The organism is Stenomitos rutilans, from assembly GCF_059505485.1.
In genome coordinates this window covers 50,359-69,808 of sequence record NZ_JCACKR010000040.1, presented here as the reverse complement: position 1 = coordinate 69,808, position 19,450 = coordinate 50,359, and the positions used below count along the sequence as shown (strand labels likewise).

Annotated in this window: 16 protein-coding genes; 12 read left to right on the top strand and 4 right to left on the bottom strand. The window is 49.6% G+C overall.

The genetic code is table 11. The features are described from left to right. Positions 1-83 precede the first annotated feature (83 nt). The 5 genes from AC5JLP_RS06495 (at position 84) to AC5JLP_RS06475 (ending at position 4,669) form a co-directional block, all read left to right on the top strand. Positions 84-1,238 carry an aromatic ring-hydroxylating dioxygenase subunit alpha gene (locus AC5JLP_RS06495; protein WP_496067108.1) on the top strand — a complete coding sequence of 385 codons (1,155 nt, stop codon included), beginning with the start codon at positions 84-86 and terminating at the stop codon, positions 1,236-1,238. Positions 1,239-1,387: 149 nt separating this feature from the next. Beyond that, complete coding sequence (locus AC5JLP_RS06490) at positions 1,388-1,537, top strand: photosystem I reaction center subunit IX (protein WP_496067107.1); 150 nt, start codon at positions 1,388-1,390, stop codon at positions 1,535-1,537. A 721-nt stretch (positions 1,538-2,258) separates the two neighbouring features. Continuing rightward, positions 2,259-3,986 carry a hypothetical protein gene (locus AC5JLP_RS06485; RefSeq protein ID WP_496067106.1) on the top strand — a complete coding sequence of 576 codons (1,728 nt, stop codon included), beginning with the start codon at positions 2,259-2,261 and terminating at the stop codon, positions 3,984-3,986. Positions 3,987-4,085: 99 nt separating this feature from the next. Further along, positions 4,086-4,283, top strand: a complete 198-nt coding sequence (locus AC5JLP_RS06480) for a hypothetical protein (RefSeq protein WP_496067105.1) — start codon at positions 4,086-4,088, stop codon at positions 4,281-4,283. 53 nt (positions 4,284-4,336) lie between these two features. Further along, positions 4,337-4,669: a hypothetical protein gene (locus AC5JLP_RS06475; RefSeq protein ID WP_496067104.1), complete on the top strand. Its 333-nt coding sequence runs from the start codon at positions 4,337-4,339 to the stop codon at positions 4,667-4,669. Between the two features lie 341 nt (positions 4,670-5,010). Here AC5JLP_RS06475 and tatC read toward each other — a convergent pair whose 3' ends face one another. Next, a complete protein-coding gene (tatC, locus tag AC5JLP_RS06470) occupies positions 5,011-5,835 on the bottom strand; it encodes a twin-arginine translocase subunit TatC (protein ID WP_496067103.1) in 825 nt (274 codons plus the stop codon). Between the two features lie 254 nt (positions 5,836-6,089). Here tatC and AC5JLP_RS06465 point away from each other — a divergent pair, with 254 nt between their 5' ends. From AC5JLP_RS06465 to AC5JLP_RS06445, 5 genes are all read left to right on the top strand, one after another. Further along, a complete protein-coding gene (locus AC5JLP_RS06465; protein WP_496067102.1) occupies positions 6,090-7,070 on the top strand; it encodes a protochlorophyllide reductase in 981 nt (326 codons plus the stop codon). 151 nt (positions 7,071-7,221) lie between these two features. Further along, the gene (locus AC5JLP_RS06460; protein ID WP_496067101.1) at positions 7,222-8,535 is read left to right on the top strand and encodes a PQQ-dependent sugar dehydrogenase; all 1,314 of its coding nucleotides are present in this window, start codon (positions 7,222-7,224) and stop codon (positions 8,533-8,535) included. A 219-nt stretch (positions 8,536-8,754) separates the two neighbouring features. Continuing rightward, a complete protein-coding gene (locus AC5JLP_RS06455; protein ID WP_496067100.1) occupies positions 8,755-9,606 on the top strand; it encodes a M28 family peptidase in 852 nt (283 codons plus the stop codon). Positions 9,607-9,879: 273 nt separating this feature from the next. After that, positions 9,880-10,620 (top strand): hypothetical protein, encoded by a 741-nt coding sequence (locus AC5JLP_RS06450; protein ID WP_496067099.1) that lies wholly within the window; start codon positions 9,880-9,882, stop codon positions 10,618-10,620. Positions 10,621-10,726: 106 nt separating this feature from the next. Next, positions 10,727-11,398, top strand: a complete 672-nt coding sequence (locus AC5JLP_RS06445) for a DUF6391 domain-containing protein (RefSeq protein WP_496067098.1) — start codon at positions 10,727-10,729, stop codon at positions 11,396-11,398. A 35-nt stretch (positions 11,399-11,433) separates the two neighbouring features. Here the strand turns inward: AC5JLP_RS06445 and larB are convergent, their stop codons facing one another. Next, complete coding sequence (gene larB, locus AC5JLP_RS06440) at positions 11,434-12,372, bottom strand: nickel pincer cofactor biosynthesis protein LarB (protein ID WP_496067097.1); 939 nt, start codon at positions 12,370-12,372, stop codon at positions 11,434-11,436. Between the two features lie 183 nt (positions 12,373-12,555). After that, complete coding sequence (locus AC5JLP_RS06435) at positions 12,556-14,568, bottom strand: ABC transporter substrate-binding protein (RefSeq protein ID WP_496067096.1); 2,013 nt, start codon at positions 14,566-14,568, stop codon at positions 12,556-12,558. 229 nt (positions 14,569-14,797) lie between these two features. Here AC5JLP_RS06435 and AC5JLP_RS06430 point away from each other — a divergent pair, with 229 nt between their 5' ends. Continuing rightward, a complete protein-coding gene (locus AC5JLP_RS06430; protein ID WP_496067095.1) occupies positions 14,798-15,262 on the top strand; it encodes a hypothetical protein in 465 nt (154 codons plus the stop codon). Positions 15,263-15,274: 12 nt separating this feature from the next. Next, a complete protein-coding gene (locus AC5JLP_RS06425; protein WP_496067094.1) occupies positions 15,275-16,363 on the top strand; it encodes a glycerate kinase in 1,089 nt (362 codons plus the stop codon). A 236-nt stretch (positions 16,364-16,599) separates the two neighbouring features. Here AC5JLP_RS06425 and AC5JLP_RS06420 read toward each other — a convergent pair whose 3' ends face one another. Then, positions 16,600-19,344: an ATP-binding protein gene (locus AC5JLP_RS06420; protein ID WP_496067093.1), complete on the bottom strand. Its 2,745-nt coding sequence runs from the start codon at positions 19,342-19,344 to the stop codon at positions 16,600-16,602. Positions 19,345-19,450: the final 106 nt, after the last annotated feature.

The window sequence follows — 19,450 nt, the reverse complement described above, 5'->3', positions numbered from 1 at the left end:
TTTTGATGAGCCATTGACCTGGGCTAAGCTCAGCGTATGGTGAGAGCAGTAGAACGGTGCAATACGTCGAAAAAGGAAAACGCATGGAATTAGCGACAGACTTAAACAGCCAGGTGCTTAAAGTCGGAGTGCATGAAGTTGGCATCAATGGCAATTGCTGGTATGCAGTGGGTTGGGCTGATCAACTTAAGTCTGGTGAGGTGATGCCTGTTACCATTTGGCACCAAGCGATCGCGGTCTACCGTGACGCTTCTGGGCAACTGCACGCGCTCGAGGATGCCTGTCCGCATAAAGGGGTCGCGTTGCACAAGGGTAAAGTACAGGGCGATTTGCTGGCTTGTCGTTATCACGGCTGGGAATTCAACGGTGATGGGCAGTGTGTGAACATCCCCTACCTACCGGAGGGTCAAAAGCTGCCCTGCGCTCAGGTGAAGTATTATCCTGTGCAGGCAAAATATAATCTCATCTGGCTTTTTCCAGGCGATCGCACGCTGGCTAAAACGAAAGCACTGCCAGAGATTCCTGAATTTGACGATCCTGATTGGCTCATGGTTCCGAGCACCGCTTACTTTCAAGCACATTTTTCTTTCTGCAATGAGAACTCGGTAGATTTATTTCACGGCTTTTTGCACGAACACCAGCAAGGCTGGTTTGATCCGGTACTTACTCGCTTGCAAGAGACAGAATCAACTGTCAAAGCTGAGTTTCAAGTTTCTTATAAAGGCCGTTTGGCAAAATTCTTGGGCTTGAGTGCACACGCCAACCAGGTGGCAACGCAGCCAGTAGTTGTGGAATACCAATACCCCCACTTTTCTTGCAAACTGCAAACGATGTCCTCTAACTACATGATGCGCCTGCCCGTGAGTGCGACCGAAAGCCGCTCTTTTGTGTTCTTTTTCTTTAAGCTGCGTTTGCCACATTGGGTGTTGAAACCGCTGGAGCCAGCGCTAAGAGTGCTATTGCGACGATTGCTGATACTACAGTTTCTGGCGCAGGATGTCGAAATGGTTGAAAGCGAACAACTCAACTACCTCAAAGATCCTGAATGGCGCAGGGTAGAAATTAATCCCGCTGTGTTTGCCGTCCAGCGCTTAATGGTGCGGCAATACATGCAATTTATTGAGGCACAAACGGTGCATTCAAGCTCGATTGCATCAACCCATTCAACGAAAGGCTCTTCTTCAAAGAAGCAAAGCCCTACCGCGATCGGTGTTTCATCTGATGCGGTGCGATCGTAATTTCATCGTTTTACAGAGTCTCTTAAATAGACAATTAATTGTGTTAATCATCACACACTTTTTAAGCTGGAATCCTTCCTCTGATTGAAAGCAGCAACAGTCATCGTCGTTAAACTAAAGCTGTTCAACTGTTAATTCACCACTTGATTATGGCAAGACAAAACAGCCAGCCTAATTTTTTCGTTCGGTACCTTTCGCTTGCGCCTATTCTTGCAGTTATTGCAACCTCTGTGGCAATTTCTACCTGGGCCGTTTTTAATTTCTATTTCCCGGATTTGCTGTTTCATCCAATGCCATAGTACAAAAACGGCTGCATGCGTTGACTTTTTGCTATACCTTCTGAAACCTAAATCCAGTCGTTCTTACCTCCATTTAGACGTGAGAGGATGTCTGAGAAGTGTCAGAGACGCTGCCTTCGCCCCCTCAATCCCCCAATTCTGGGGGACTTCCACCTCAGAACCCCTCAAATTTGGGGGGCAGGGGGGCGGTTCGGGTAGGCATTCATACCTTTTAAGACATCCTCTGAGAACTGCTGAGTTTTTCTTTTAAGCAGCTTCTAAAAGAGTATTTATAAGCGAACGATCGCTGCCTCTGAAATGTAGTGCCGATGGTAATGGTCAAACAACCTTTTGGTCAGTTCTTGATGCTGCCGTTTGAAGAGAATTGGACTTAGCGTTACTTTTTTCTAAATCATTTTCGGCTCGTTACCAGGTTCCTGCTTTGCTCGTTTCTGCTTTCCGCTTTTAGAAAGAAGCTGGAGCTTGCTTGAATCAAATACTAAGCAAGAGCTTGGCATTCAGAAGCGATCTAGGGCAAAAAGCTGGAGCTTGATCACTAGAACAGAGCCAGAAGACGCAAGAGCAATCTTTGCCAGATTGATTCTAGCTGCGCGATCGCGTTGCAAGATGATTTGTGTGCAAACGCTAAAAATTGTTAGCAAAGCGCTGATAAAAGGAATTTGTTTGCTAACCTGAATACGCTTTCGCTGCGAATAATTAATTTTAAAGGTACGATCAGGCTATGACTACACCCGATCATTCGACACCAGATATCACTCAGTTTGATATTAGTCTCATTGATGAACCACATGCATTTGCCAAAATACCTGGTTATTACATTAATAGTACCGCTGCGATTAATATTGAAGATAATCCCGTAGCAACAGATAGTGCGTTGGTCGTAGCCAAAATTAGAGCCATTGCTGATTATTTAATTGCGAGTAGTGAGCCACAAGTGATCATTTCAATTCATGGCTATGGTACTCAGCGATCGGATGCCCAAAAGCGATACCAAAAAATCCACAACCATGCTGCGACAATTTGCAGCCCACAGTCCTCTATTTTTCTAGGCTATCTTTGGCCTTCTGAAAAGCCAACGGGCGATCCTTCCATTAATAGCTCGTTAAAAACAAAACTAGGAGATGCGATTAATGCTCTGCCAGTTTTACTCAGTGGCCTGATTGGCGGCAGCTTTATTTTGAGTGTTATCACAACCATCTTGCTCTTTAAAACAATTGGATTGAATGCACTGTTAACACCAGTCTTAATTGTTTCACTGCTCACGTTTGCGATCGTGCTTGCGCTCATACTGTTAAGGCTTTTGACTTACTTTAGAGACAATTACCGCGCAACAAACTATGGCGTTTTAGATTTAGTTGAACTCATTCGACAGCTCGATCAAGCCGTTTCTGAAAAATTGGATTTAACAGAGCCGCTCAGTAAAGATCGACGCATTAAACTTTCCTTTATTGGTCACAGCATGGGCTGTTTTATTGTCACTAATACAATTCGGATTCTTTCTGATGTGTTTGACACAAGCTCGATCGCGCAGAATCCTCCTAGTGAAATCGGTCGTGTCTTTTCACTGGGTCGCTTAGTGCTGGTTGCCCCTGATATTCCAGCCGAGTCGATTATGCCGAGACGGGCAAACTTTTTGCGATCGTCCTTGCGGCGTTGCGAAGAAGCCTATGTTTTTAGCAATGAAGGTGATTTGGCTTTAAGGCTTGCATCAACGGCGGCTAATTACTTTAGCTTTCCAGCCAGAAAACGTTCTAGCGGCTATCGCTTAGGAAACGTCACCGCAAAACATTTTCAAGATGAACATGATCATACCAATCAAGCGTTAGGAGAAGATGCCTATGGCATTATTAATCTTAACAACGGGAAGCCAGAGCCACCGTTCAAATGTTTAGAAGTGCGAGCGTCTGATCGAGAACATCAAAGTCTCGAAGAACTGAGAGATGGTAAGGTGCAAACGGAGGCTATACCGGGTGCTCAAGGCGATGTGATTGCTGACGTCTTCACCTATTTTGATTGCACCGACTATGTTGATTTTCAGGACGATTTGAAGGAGTCGGAAGCAGCCGATCAGCCACGTGGAGTTGTTAGCTTTGCCCTGAGAAAAGCCGCACTAAATTTGCTGGATTACGCCTTGCTAAATTTTTCATATTTCAAGCAGAGTCTTGGGTTTGGTGGCGTTAATGTACATGGTGGCTATTTTAGCGGCAAGTGGAGCCAGCAAATGATTTACGGACTCGCTTTTCTGGGCTTTCGAGAGTTTTTACTATCCCTTCCTCAAGAGTCGGCATCTGATCAGAAGTCTCCTGACGCGATGAAGACTCGGCTGGCCGATCTAGCGACGCAGTGCCAACAAAAAGGGATTCAAGTCGTGCTTGCGCCCATTCGTTACGAAAAAGACATCTTAGGTAAGCAACCGTTGCCAGCTTCAAGCAAGCAGTCACCCCTCTAAGCACCCTTTAGAACTATCAATTCTCATATCATTTGCTGTGCGCTAAAACAAAGGTAGCTAGCGAGATGCGTTAGCACCTGAGAGGATTGATAGATCAATATGGAAGACTCAACCTACGCGATTTTTCTGGCTTTTGGGCTGCTTTGGGTTGTGATGGGTGGTGCTGCTGTTGTTGCCATGATGAAAGCCGATGGTCAACCGATTCGTTTAGATAAATGGGGGTTGGTTGTGGTGGTTCCGATCGTCATCCCCCTCATCATTGCGTTTGCATTCGCCTTCTTTGCCCTTTATCACTAGGGAATTTGGGCAGCGATCGCGGAGCTTGCCCAGCATTGCAATTGAATCGCTTTATGAGCATTGATATTGATGTCATACCTACTCTTGATCAATTTTTTACTTGGGCTAACCTCAAGTCTCAACTACTTGCAATGCCTCTAAGCAATAATGCCGCTATGCTTCTTGGTCAGAATCCAAAATTACGTGTATTGAGAACCAAGCAAGAAGTCGAAAATGAGCAAGCAGTATTACCAAGCAATTATTACTATTTTCAATTGACGCGCGAGAATACTCTAATTTTGTGTTGCGATAATAACGCTGAAACCTATACAGACGAGCAAGAACACTTAGAAAATTTCGGTCGAAACCTCAATACGGACGATCGCTTGTACCTATCACAGCGTTGAAAAAGTTTAGGTTACGGATACGCTGTGAGTAGTGGAGGTGGTCGTACAGAAGGAGAACTTGCTCTACTCGTTGCGATTGCTGAATCGATCGCTCGGCTATCAAGTGATTTTATTCTCATTCAGAATAACGGAGTATTTAACCTTTCTCTTGGCTGCTACTCACCTAATGAGTTTGCTTCATGTGTACCACTTTCCTAAAAAGTATTAGCTATATCTCGTGTGTTCTAGAAGCTTTTTTTAAGATGAACTAAAAGCTTCTTACAAGAAAGCAAGACGAATAGACATAATTCAATGACTCAAATCCAACTCCTTTAGAATCATCTAATTGATAGCGTACAGACTTACTTACCTAATAATTTCACTAACCCAATACCGCCAAAATACAGTCCAATGACGGCTCCACCGAGGAGGCTTTGAGTGAGCGGATCGGTAGAGGGCGTGAGAACGGCACCCAGGATGGCGGCTCCCAAAAGAACATAGCGCCAACCGGAGAGCATCTGTCGGGATGAAACGATGCCCAGCAGACCGAGGAGCATTTGGATGATGGGAATCTGAAAGGCAAGTCCAGTGCTGAACATGAGTAGTAGAACAAACTCAAAGTAACGATCGATCGACCACAGTTGCTCCACGACATCTGCCCCGTAGGAGATGAAGAAGTTGAGTGCGGCGGGAATGAGCGCGATGTAAGCAAAGAAGAGACCACCCACAAACAGAAAACTAGAGCCAAAAACGATCGGCGCTAGCAGTTTGCGTTCGCGTCGAGTTAGACCCGGCAGGACAAAGGCAATGATTTGATACAAGATGACCGGGCTAGCCAGCAAAATGCCGCTATATGCGGCGACCTTCATCGAAACAAAGAAATATTCTCCTGGTGCAAGCTGAAGAAACTTGACTGCTCCAGCGGGCACTTCCAGCAGTTGCACAATCTGCTTGACAAAGAAAAAGCAGCCCACAATGCTTACCGCTACAGCAATCAAGGCATAAAAAATCCGTTGCCGCAGTTCTTCCAGATGGTCAAACAGGGACATTTCCACATCGTCAAGTAAGTCCTCGTCTGCGATGACATCGGTATCTGTGGGTGCGCTCAGGCCACGATCGTCCGCAGAACTTGTGTCAAGGACGAAATCTGGCTGGGGTGATGTCTCTAATTCCGAAGGAGCCGTCATGGGTTCGCGTCTGTCCGTAGGTCTGTTCACTATTGTATCTGGGGAAGTGGGGGGAGAGGCTTGAAGAGTTTTGAGTTTTAAGTTGCAAGAGAGGAGTGAGGAGTTAATGCGCTTTTAGCCTTTAGCCTTTCACTCCCCATTCCCCATTCCCCACTCTCTACTCCTTTCCTAACCCCCTCCACCTAAATTGTCTCGATCGACAACAATGTGAGATTCTGAGATCAGATTCAGTGGGACAACGGAGTCTGAAGAACATGACATACGATCGCATCGCAGAAAATCGAAATCGGACAGTCGTAATCACAGGCGCATCATCGGGAGTAGGGCTATACGCTGCGAAGGCCCTTGCCGCACGCCCTGATTGGCATATTGTGATGGCGTGCCGTGATGTAGCAAAGGCTGAGCAGGTGGCCCAGCAGGTGGCAATACCGCAAGACAGCTACTCGATCCTGCATATTGATGTTGCTTCATTGAATAGTGTGCGGCAGTTTGTCACTGCGTTTAGGGAAACGGGGCGATCGCTGGATGCTTTGGTCTGTAATGCGGCCATCTACATGCCATTAATTAAAGAGCCATTACGCAGTCCCGAAGGATATGAGTTGACCGTTGCGACGAATCACCTGGGGCATTTTCTCCTCTGCAACCTGCTGCTTGATGATCTCAAGCACGCCGCCTCTGGCAACCCACGCCTCATCATTTTGGGTACGGTGACGCACAACCCGGACGAATTGGGTGGCAAGATTCCACCACGTCCCGATTTGGGTAATTTACAGGGCTTTGCAGATGGGTTTAAAGCGCCCATCACGATGATTGACGGCAAAAAATTTGAACCTGTCAAGGCGTACAAAGACAGCAAAGTGTGTAACGTACTGACTATGCGCGAACTGCATCGGCGCTACCACGAGTCCACAGGCATTACCTTTAGTTCCCTCTACCCTGGCTGCGTGGCAGATACGCCTCTTTTCCGTAACCACTACCCGCTGTTTCAAAAACTCTTCCCGTGGTTCCAGAAGAACATTACAGGTGGTTATGTGTCTCAAGAGTTGTCAGGCGAACGGGTCGCGATGGTGGTTGCCGATCCCGAATACAGCCAGTCGGGTGCTTACTGGAGTTGGGGCAATCGCCAGAAGAAAGACGGCAAGTCGTTTGTGCAAAAAGTATCGCCCCAAGCACGGGACGACGAAAAAGCAGATCGCCTATGGGAACTGAGCGCCAAACTGGTTGGGTTGGCGTAAGAAGCGAGTGCTTTGGGTTGGCGCAAGCCTGAACTGACTAAACTGGCGTAAGATGCGGGCAACCCGTGCTGGTTGTAGCGCGCGACACGCAGGGGTGCTCAAGAATAAGCCGTGAATGTGGTGAAATGAGCTGAACTCGGACAAAGGCAGTATGGATTGCACTCATAACCATTGGTTCATCGTCTGTACTGCGTCGCTACTTCTACTCAGTGGCTGTAGCTCGGCTCTACCCATCCACCCTGATAAGAAGGTGACGATCGCAAACGTGGAAGCGGCGATCGACCCCCAACCTACACTTCAGCCATCAGTTCAGCTTGCTCAAACGGCCAAGCCGTTAAAGCTAACGCCCCATCACATTACCCTGGCAACGGGCAAAACCTTTAACCTGAACCTACCCGCCGACTTGCAAATACACGTGGCGGTGCAGGGCTTAAAGCGAGTCCGGTTTATGGCAAAAAGTCCGGACGATCGGATCTTTGTGACCGACATGTTTGATTTAACGGATAACCGCAACGGTAAAGTTTATATTCTTGATGGGTTCAACCCTAAAAGCGGCACATTTCGCCAAACGACAACGTATTTGACGGGGTTACGCAATCCCAACAGTGTGACGTTTTATGTTGCCCCAGACGGAAAGCAGTGGTTGTACCTCGCCCTGACCGATCGCCTTGTTCGCTACCTTTACCGTAATGGTGATCATGCACCGTCCGAGCGACCACAAATGCTAGCTCGCTTCCCAGACTATGGTCTGAGCTACAAATATGGCGGCTGGCATTTGACTCGTACCGTGACGATCGGGGCTAACCAAAAAGTTTATGTTGCTGTAGGTAGCAGTTGTAACGCTTGCGAGGAGAAAGAATCGGTGCGAGCGTCAATTCTAGAAATGGATGCAGACGGCCAAAATCAACGCCAATTTGCTAGGGGGTTACGCAACGCAGTGGGCCTTAAGTGGGTGAACGGGCAACTATTTGCCACCAATATGGGGGCTGATCACCTTGGCGACAATAAGCCAGAGGAAACGTTTTACCCCATTAAGGCTCAACAAAACTACGGCTGGCCCTACTGCTTCCAATATCGATCGCGGATTTATGCCGATGACCAGTTCAAGCAGTCGGCTAAGAAGGTCAACTGCGGTACCGTGCCATTGGCTGCTGCAACATTTGCTGCTCATAGCGCCCCATTGGGTCTGGAATATTTTGGGCTTGGCTCGATCGAACCTGTGCAAAACGCGTTTCTCGTTGCGCTTCACGGTGGTTCTAAAAAGAGCTTGCAGCGAGGGTATCGAGTCGATCGTATCCAGTCGGGCAAAGCCCCTGAAGCGTTTATTACGGGCTTCCTGCAAAATGGCGTGATCTACGGTAGACCCGTCGATTTATTGAGTGTCGGCGCAGATGGGTTCTTCTTAACCGATGATTATGCTGGAGTTATCTACTACGTCTCTAAAAACACTTCATCAAAGGATTGATTGGGGTCAATCGATCTCAAGCTCTCTCATTTCTTGCTCCCTCTGTGATCTGGTCGCTGCATACTCACAGCTTTTGCCTCATGATTGCGCTTGGCTTTTGTGCCGAAATGATGGGTGTAGTAATGCAACCAACTCATAAATCTGACTACAATCGACCCGATGTGTCTGCATTTGACGGTTGGTCTTGAGGGAGTAGGGTGTAGAGTACAGGACTCGACAGTGCTTGAAATACTGAAGGAACGGTTATACGAGCATCTCAGACAGGTTGCGCGAGATCGCGATCCCTACCTGGCAACCGCAGGACATTTTTTTGTCCGTGAATATATTCGGGCACAGTTGGCGCAGTGGGGCACGGTAGAAACCCATGCGTTTCATGTACAAGGCACTGAGTTTCAGAATTTGATCTTGAATTTGCCAGGGCGATCGTCCAAACCACCCATTCTCATTGGCGCTCACTACGATGCAGTGCCTGGTTCAGCCGGAGCCGATGACAATGCCACTGGTGTGGCTGTGCTGCTAGAACTGGCGCGATGCTTTGCTTCCACACCAGCCCGACACCCTGTTCGCTTAGTAGCGTTTGATTTAGAAGAGACCAGCTACGATCGCGCGGGTAGCACTCACTATGCCAATTCTTTGAGGCAGGACTTGCAGCAAGAACCCCTGCGACTCATGCTGTCGCTAGAAATGTTGGGCTATTGCGATCAAACGCCTGGTTCTCAGCGTTACCCAACCGGATTGCAGCGCTTTTATCCAAAACAGGGAAATTTTATTGCGCTGATTGGTAACTTGAAAACCATTCCTGATTTAGTGCGGCTGAGTCATTACCTGCGATCGTGCGGTGCGCCCTGTGAATGGTTGCCTGCTGGTAATCGGGGCCTCATCGTACCAGAGACTCGTCGGAGTGACCATGCTGTCTTTTGGGATCAAGGCTATCGCGCGCTGATGGTGACAGATACGTCTTTTCTTCGCAATCCTCACTATCACAAACCCAGCGATCGTTTAGAAACGTTAGACCTCAATTTTCTAACAACTGTTTGTTGTGGTTTGGCGCAGGGTCTTCGACGGTTGTAACGCTTTGGTTCAGACGTAATGACCTAGCAAATTGTTAGAGATGAAGTGGAGCCTAAAACATTCTTTTACAAAGCGTTGAAATGGTGGTTCAAAGCGTGAAGTGAGCGCATTTGATCAGAATGCTTTTGACGGGAAGCGCGCGCCTAAACTTTGCGACCTGACCACTTAACACAGATATTTCATCACAGCATTGCTGTTACACTCCGCGAAATTAATGAGACCACTTCTGCTTTTTAGAGCTATCGTGTAAGAACAGCGTTTGGGGAGAGATTCATGCGTAAACTTGTGTTCGTAGGACTTGCTGGAGCGATCGCGTTGACTGTCGCCAGTTGTTCGTCTGATTCAGGTGGCGATGTTGCGACTTCTCCATCCCCTGCTGCGTCTGTTGCTGCTAAGAAACCCGCAACCACCCAACCTTTTGGGGCAAAGGCTGCTCCGCTGGTCGCTCAAAAGCCACCCGCTGCCGATAGCATTCCCGGTTTGATTCAATCCACGAATGGTGACGAGCGCGCCAAGCAAGTGCAGGCAAGCATTGATAGTCGGAAAGGGAAAGATCCCTTTGCAGGTCTACCTTTAAAGCTACAGCAGCCTCGTACAGCGGCAAACAGCCAGAGTGTACCCACGGTTCGCCAGCTACCTGCTGCGCCAAGAGCTGTGACTCGGAGGCCAAACTCAACAGCCTTCAATCCTAGAACACCCCTGCCACCTGGTAGCTCAAATTCAGGTGTTCCAGTGATCAAAACCTTGCCGCCGCTGCCCTCTACTACGCTAGCGAGTGCAGTTGAAGTGAGCGGTGTTGTCATGGTAGGCGGGGTAGCACAAGCGATCGTGAAAGCACCGAATGAAGAAACCAGCCGTTACGTTCGCGTGGGTCAGCGGCTTTCAAATGGGCAGGTACTGGTGAAGCGCATTGAGATGAATGCAGGATCTGATCCAATCGTCATTTTGGAAGAAAATGGGGTTGAAGTATCAAGAGCTGTTGGGACGACGGTAGCAGCCAATAAGCCTGCTTGATGCTTGCTAACAACGATTTGCAACAACTCACGTTCACTGTAATGGTGTTAGCGCTAGAGTGAAAAGACATTTTTAGCGACTGCTTCTCACGTGAAGTTGTGCGGTTATGACACAGGCCACCACTGACCCACCGTCTTGGTTTCTGGGAGGAACCGAGCTTGTTGATCTGTTTTTTGCACCCAATCAGCAGCCAGATCCGCGCTGGACTCAGGATGCTGACTTGTTGCGTGCATTCAATTTCGTGCCGGGTCTCAAAGAACTGCTCATGCTGCGGCAGGTTCACGCTTTAGAGCATGCCACTGTATGGGTGTTAAGTAGCTGGGCAAAACCCCGCCATTCGACAGCGATAGAAACTGTGCCAGATAATGAGTTGCTCGGTGGACTGTCAACCGATCGCGGTTTTCACCTTTATGGACAGGTCAACACAATCGAGTTGCAACGAGCGGTTCAGGTAGCATTGCGGCGATTAACGGCTGGCGAGTGGCATTTAGCTGTTCACCCACGTTGTGGTACAAACTTATCGGTGGGGATGCTGCTGACAGCAGGCTTTGCGGTAGGTATGGCAACGCTTTTGCCCCGTGGGCCGATCGAGCAATTCGTTGGATTGGGGGTGGCTGCCGCTACTGCCGCGCACCTGACGCCTGATTTGGGTCGGTTTGCTCAGCAATATATTACGACTGCGGTTCCGTTTAATCTGGCGATCGAGCGTATTACGCCCACCAAAGACGCGATCGGACGCCCAGCGCACTTCGTTCAGGTCAGTTGGAAAGAAGCGTGACCAAAGCAAAAGGATAAGAGAAAACTTTTTAGCCTTTATCCTTCAGCCTTAATCCGTTCTTGCAGCCTGTTCGCACTGCGCAAAATTTGTCCTGCCAGGATTGCTGCGCCAAAGCCATTGTCAATGTTGACCACTCCAATGCCAGCCGCGCACGAGTTAAGCATGGTGAGCAAGGGGGCTAACCCGTTGAAACTGGCTCCGTACCCAATACTGGTTGGCACTGCAATGACAGGGCACTCTGCTAATCCAGCGACGACGCTAGGTAGTGCGCCTTCCATTCCCGCTACCACAACGAGGACATCAGCTTCAGCGATCGCCCAGCGGTTTTCGAGCAGCCGATGAATGCCGGATACGCCTACATCCCACAGCCGATTAACTTTGAAACCACACAAATCAGCCGTGACAGCCGCTTCTTCAGCAACGGGGAGATCAGCCGTGCCTGCAGAGAGAATGCTGATGGTACCGGGGTGGGAGGGTGTGGGGTGTGGGGTGTGGGGTGTGGAGTTTTGAGTAGCGCTTTGCGCCGACAAGCTAGAGAGTTTTGAGTTTTGAGTTTTGAGTTGGGCTGTTGCTTCAGGACGTTTTGAGTGAGTCTCAATACTTGACTTCTGACTTCTGATTTCTGATTTCTGACTCCTTTTCAACGCACAAATGCGTGCCGTTGCGTAATACTCCACATCTGGCACTTTGGCTTTCAGTTGGGCATAGACATCTGGTTCGATGCGGGTTGCCATGACAACCGCAGAACGATCGCGCATGACTCCCATAATTTGAGCAATTTGATCGGGCGTTTTACCTAAACCCCAAATGAACTCAGGAAAACCAGTGCGGAGCGCGCGGTGATGGTCAATACGAGCAAAGTCTTCAACTGTTTCAAAGTTCAAGTTTTTGAGTTTGTCAAACGCAAGCTCTGGAGCAATTTCACCAGCAGCAACCGCTTGAAGGAGGTGCTTAAGCTGTTCAGGTTGAGTCACGGGGAAAGCATTAAAGGATAAGGGATAAAGGATGAAGGATTAGGACTTACGCAAAAGCGATCATCTTTCGCCCCCTAGCCCCCAATGCTGGGGGAACCGAGCCAATTAAAGCCCCCAGCATTGGGGGTTTGGGGGCAAATGCGTAAGTCCTAAGGATAAGTCCGAGCCTTTAGCTTTGAGCCTTTAGCCTTCATCCTTTCTTATTCTAAGTTCTTGAATGTTCCACAGCCCCCAACTAGGTAAGCCTGTGTATTGCAGTCCTTCTACGCGATCGCGGACGGCCATTAACGCGCGATCGTTGACGAGATGAATCACAGGGAGTTGCTCTTGCACGATGCGCTGGAAGTCTCCATAGATGGCTTTGCGTTTTGTTTCATCCAGTTCGCGTGCGCCCTCGATGAAGAGACGATCAATGGTGGTTTCCCACTCTTTGGGTGCCCAGCCTTGAAGGGGTGGTTGACCGGGCTGTTGCTTGAGATTAAACCCATGAGACGCACCGCTGCTGACCCACAAATTGGCGGCGGCGTGTGGCTCAATGCCGCCCGTAAAGCCAATCATGTGAGCATCCCAGTCGCGTGTCGTATTGACCTTGTCAATCAAAACATTGAAATTGATGGGCGTATAGTTAACCCTGATGCCGATTTTGCCGAGGTCTTGCTGCACTTGAGCACCGATCGCCACTCTTACAGGATTATTGGCATTGGTAATCAAACTGAACTGAACACGGTGATTCTCTGCATCGAGCAATTGTCCCTGGGCGTTATACTTAAAGCCTGCCTGCTTTAACAAAGCTCTGGCTTTTTCGGGGTCATAGTCATACACTTTGAGACCGTCTTTGAGAAAGAACGGGCTTTGCACAGAAATGGGTGAATTTTGAATGACGCCCAGTCCCCGAAACAGATTGTTGTTGATTCGCTGGCGATTGATACCATAGGCCACGGCCTGCCGAAAGGCCAGTGTATTGAACCAGCCCGATTTGATTGGGTCTACAAGCGGTTTGCCGTTTTTATCTTTAGCGGTGTTGAGATTAAAGGTGAGGTAGAGGGTGCCTGACCACGGTCCACCGTCACGAATGGTAAACCCACCACGTTTTTCCTCCCGTTTAAGCAGGGGCACATATTCTGCTCGCAACGGTCGCACATCGCCAAGCACATCCATATCACCCGATCGAAACCGCAAAAGCTGTGTATCCAGGCTCTCCACCACTTGCCAAATGATGCGATCGATATAAGGCAGTTGCCTTCCCTGAGCGTCTTTGCGCCAGTAGTAAGGATTGCGACGAAAAATGAGCCGCTGTCCAGGGATGTAGCGCTCCATCAGGTAAGGGCCGTTCACGACAACTTTGGTTGGGTCGGTATCGGTACCCCAGGTGGAAAGAAACTTGAGGTTGCCATCCGAGCCTTTGGTTTTCAGCGTTTCTGCAAGCGCGTGTTTTGGTAAAATCACAATGCCATCCAGACCTGCGGTTGCGTTTAACAGGGGCGCGAAAGGCTCTGGCAATAAGAATTCGACCCGCAAATCATCGAGCTTGCGCACATTAGGATAAGCTTTGTTCACCCCAATTTGAATGCCTTCTTTCGCATCGGTGGGCACCTCTGGGTTTGCAATCACGTCCCGGTAGGTAAACACCACATCATCAGCAGTGAGTGGTACCCCATCAGACCATTTCAAGCCAGCACGCAGCTTAAAAACAATTCGCTTCTGGTCGTCTGAAATCTGCCAGGACTCTGCTAGAGCAGGCTCGATCGCGCCCGTTACTCCGTTCTCCTGAGTCAGGCAGTCGTAGGTAAACAGAAAAATGCTGGGAAAGGTATTTTTGTTTGCGAAGTTAAAGGTGTTTGGGTCTGTGACAGTGCTGAGAATCAGTTGGCTGCTTTGCGCGGCCTGTGTGCGAAGCTGACTGGGCTGGCAGCCCGTGAGTAAAAGAGCAAACGCAATGCTTAAAGCAATGCTAGAAAACCTGCAAGACCAGACGTTTGCCAGATATACTATCCAGCTTGTTCTCATGCGAATCCTCAGTGCTTCTGCGTGCAGTAATAGCTGTCTATTCTGCTCGTGCATGGCTTCACCCTGACGATCGCCCCCCTTTAAACGACAGATGGGAACGACAATTGCGATCGCCCACGGAAACCAATTCGTTTGCCAAAGCCAGTTTGTCTGCCAAAGCCAGTTCGTCTGCCGAACCCAATTGTGCACTGCCCGAACGTGAGAAAAGACAGAAACCATGCTGAAGATGACTAAAGGGAAGAACTATTCTTTATTAGTTTGCGTCTAAACGTCTTATCTGTGTATTAAATTCGCGCTTTATCCCACAACCATAGGGTCGGTAAGCGATGATGGTAGTGCGATCGTCGCAGCAATTGCTGATTGAATGTACGGCGTTGCGTCACAAACAAACTCCGTTACGGAGACAAGAGGGGGAGTTATGGCAAGTCGCTTACGGTGGGGTAGTTGGCTCATTGCACTTGGCGTGTTGGGGGCACTACCTGTGCTGGCGCAGTCTAATTTTGGTGGGTTGACGCTGGGCAGTGGCAAACAAACAGGTACCTTGTCCGGTTCTACGGGTGGCTCAACTTCGCTACCTGCGATCGTTAGCAACCACGATCGCAACAACAATACCTGTCTCGGCTTTGGCGACCCCACGCCCGACCATATTCTAGTCTTGCAGCAAAATTTTTCGACTCTGAACCTTCGCGTAAACAGCGGTGGTAGCGGCACTACATTAGTGATTCAGGGCGCGCGCGATGTCCGCTGTAGCGATAACACCACAGCAAGGCGGCAAGATGCCAGCCTTACCGATACCGACTGGCAGGCTGGCACCTACAAAATTTGGGTTGGTACAGCGGCACCTGGCGTTCGTCGGGACTATACGCTCTCTGTAAAGCCGTAGTGAACTAGGTGTATGGCATTTCATGGGTTGATGGCTGAGCGGGTGGCGCGTTTGGCCGTTGGTGAATCCCTGCCAGCAGAGGCATGGCAACAGCTAGAAGATCAGGAACTTCAAGATTCGCTGCGGGCGATCGCGTTTGGCATCACCGCAGAAACCGTGGGGGAAAGCTTGCGGGAGCGATCGCGCCTGCTGCAAATGGTCTATCCCACCATCGAACCATTTTGCCAGCGTCACTTTAAAGAGACAACCCAGGCTCATGAAACGCTCTGGCATCTGTGGTTGCCATTAGCACTTTGGTTAGCACACCACCACCAGCGGCACGATCGTCCCTGGGTGCAAGGCATTCTGGGTGGACAGGGAACGGGTAAAACAACGTTGGGAGCGATTCTGACGCTGATTCTGCAACGCTGTGGTTACACAGTTATCAGCGTATCTCTGGACGACTTTTACAAAACGTGCACTGATCGCCTCGCTCTGCAAACCCAGGATGCTCGGCTCCTTTGGCGCGGCCCGCCAGGAACGCACGATGTTGCGCTAGGCATTCAAACTCTCAACGCCCTACGGCACTCAACGGCTGATGACGCGATCGCCATTCCCCGCTTTGACAAAGCGTTACACAACGGTGCGGGCGATCGCGTGGAGCCAGCACTGGTTGGCAAGATTGATATTGTGCTTTTTGAAGGCTGGTTTGTAGGTGTACATCCAGTCGATGCCGTCGTTTTTGAGACACCGATCGCGCCCCTTTGGACAGAGGACGATCGAGCCTTTGCCCGTGATATGAATGCTAAACTGCATGACTACTTACCCCTGTGGGACTGTCTTGATAGCCTGCTGGTGCTGCATCCTACCGATTACCGCCTCAGTCAGCTGTGGCGCAAGCAGGCAGAACAACAGATGCGAGACAGCGGCAAATCGGGCATGAGTGATGCTGAAATTGATAGGTTTGTCGAATATTTCTGGAAAGCATTGCATCCTGAACTCGTGATCAATCCCTTCGTGGCAACGCCAGGTCAAGCCGCTTTAGTCATTGAAATTCAGGCCGATCACTCAGTTGGTGCGGTCTATCGAGGGGGCGATCGTCCCTCCACTGCTAAGGAATGAGAATTTAATAAAACCGCATTTTGTAGGATGCGTGTAGCCTTCGGCATAGCTACGCTGAAGGCGATAGCCGTAACGCATCAATCCCTGAGACGATGCGTTACGCTGCGCTAACACATCCTACTTAAGCAATCGGAGTTACTAAATCCACGCTCCTTAGGATGGCGGCTTCAATCGCTTTGACCAGTGAGATTCTCTGTAGGGAGTGTACCGCTGTGCCTCCGCAGTTCAATGTCGCTCTATGCTTTTGCAGTGGGAAGGTACTCTTCAATAAACAGGCAGATTTTCTCAGCTTGAAAGGCATCTGCGTACTGCCGCACGCTTTGTACAAAGGCTTGATACTGTTCGTTCGTGTTTTCCAGGGCTTTAAGCTGCTGCTCGATCGCCATTAAACGTCCTTGTTGAGCCAATGTATACAGTTGGGCTAGCACGTCTTCTGGTGGCGGTGCGATCACGGCTAAAAGCGGTGTGATCGAGCGAGACGCATCCTCTGCCTTCTCTGCAGCATTGGATAAATGGATGTAAACCCATTGCAGGTTGAGATAGGTTTCTAAGAGTTTGAGCAAGGCAGGTGCTTGGACGGGTTTGGGCAAAAACGCCGTTGCCCCAGCGGTGATGCTGTCGTGCTGATTGCTCTCAAAGACGCTGGCAGATGAGGCGATCGCTGGAATCTTGCTCAACTCTGGCAACTGTCGCAACTGTCGAAGAAACTCGTAGCCATCCATCTCTGGCATCATCAGGTCGGTGATGATCAAGTCAGGCTTGTGGGCTTTCACGGCGTCTAAGCCTGCTTGTCCATTACTCACTTCCAGCATCTCAAAGCCAAGCGGTTCGAGCAGGTTGACCAATACGGCGCGGTTTTCCCAACGATCGTCCACTACCAGGATTTTACGCTTCCTGCCAGTGAACCCGGTGATGGTGCTCCGCTGGGTCGATCGTTGCGATGCTGCCCATTCCAGGGCTTCAGGCAGTGTTACCTCAAACCAGAAGGTACTGCCCCGCCCCGGTTCGCTACTAACCTGAAGACTGCTGTCCATCAAGGATACAATTTGCTGACTGATTGCCAACCCAAGCCCCGTGCCTTCAGCCTGTTTCTCGAAAGCGCCCACTTGCTCAAACGGCTGAAAGATTTTTTCTAGCCCGCATGGTGAGATGCCGACGCCCGTATCTTCAACCTCAAAGCGAACTTGATAGAGATCATTTTCTAATTTGTGGGTTTTGACTCGCCAGGTGACACCGCCTTGCTCGGTAAATTTGATGGCATTGCCCAGTAGATTGATCAGCACCTGCCGCAGCCGCTTCTCATCTGCCCATACCCCCACTGGCAGCGTTGCGTCTGGTGCATAGGTAAAGTAGATACCCTTTTGCCCTGCACGAATGCGCATAATTTCCGCAATGCCCTCAAGAAAGGCTGGAAAGTACACAGCACTGGAATGTAGCTCTAATTTGCGAGCTTCAATTTTAGCCAGGTCAAGAATGTCATTAATCAGATTTAGCAAATGGTTACCGCACTGATAGATGACATCGATGCCCTTCTTCCCTCGATCGCTCAAGGGTTCGCTTCGTTGCAGAATTTGGGCATAGCCTAGAATGCCATTGAGCGGTGTTCGCAGTTCGTGGCTCATGCTGGCGAGAAACTCACTTTTCGCCTGATTCGCTACTTCGGATTTCTCTTTGGCTTCTGCCAGTTCGGCGGTGCGCTCTTCAACCTTTTGCTCCAGCGTTTCAAACGATGTTTGCAATTGGTTTGCCATGCTGTTGAACGAGTCGCCAAGTTCCCCCAATTCATCGTTGCGCTTGAGGTCGATCGCGCTGTCCCATTTACCGATCGCAATATCTTTGGCCGCCTGGTTGAGGCGTAGAATCGGACGAGTCACCCAGCGAGCGGTTAGAATGCCAACGAGAGTGGCAAGGCCCAGCGCAGCTAAACAAAGCCCAATTGTAGTGCGGGTATTGGCATTGATTTGTCCCATAAAGTCTTTTTCGGGCACCACAACCACCACCAGCCAATCCAAGCCATGTTCATCTTTTAAGGGTGTCACCTGAACAAACTGGCGTGCACCATCAACGGCAAAATCAAGCTGTTGTATACCGTTGATCGTGGCTAACCCGCTCGATCGTCCATTCAAGTACTGAGCCGTCTGACGAATGAGTGCATTGTTACTCTCGCTTGCCTTCAGGCGTTGCGGCTTACCGTTGCCGCTAATCATAATCGACTGTTTATCGGATGAGTTGGCGACGAGCAGGCCAGAGCGATCGACCACAAACATCTCCCCATGCGCACTCACTTGAAAGCTATTGAGAAATTGAGAAAGGTCTGCCAGAGAAGATGTTCCCATCACAACTCCCACAAGCTGGCGGTTTTGATCCCAAATGGGGTTGGCAAGACCCAGCAGCATATACTGTTGCGTAGCGTGCGGAAAAATAACCCAGGCAGCTTTACCAGTTTTTGCCACAGCCTTGTAATACGGCTTGGTCTGCACGTCATAAGGTGCAGCCGTTTCCATTACCTTGGTGGGCTTACCTTCTGCATCCACGGCATAAGAGCGAAAGAGTCCCCCACGACTGTCTACCGCAAGGAGTCGCGGGGCATCTCCCTGATACTGATGCGCCACTCGAAAGGTCTTTTGAGTGGCAATAGCATTTGCCTGAATCGAGGGATGAAACAGTCGCAGCATATGCCAGACTTGGCGCTCCTGGCTTTTGAGATCCTCTAAGCTCCACTGCCCTCGCTGCAAATCGTCCAGGTTGATTTGATTAACGAGTGCTGCCGCTTTCAGATAGCGCAAGATCTGATCTTGAATGCGAGTTGAGGTTTCGCTTCGTAACTGGCTGGCAAGTTCATTCACTGCTGCCTGACCGTTACGAAAGGAAAGGTACCCAACCAGGCCCACTGTCCCAAAGATTTGTAGGACAAAGGGAATCACTAAAACAGTGCGGAGCGATCGACCCTTGAAGTAAGACAGCAGATGAGCATGAGGCATGTGATGAACTCCAACTTGTCATAGTCCTGAGTAATCATGAGTATCCTCAAGTACTCCTTCAAGATGATTACGCAACGATTGTGCAGCTCTTCTAAAGCTCTGAAAA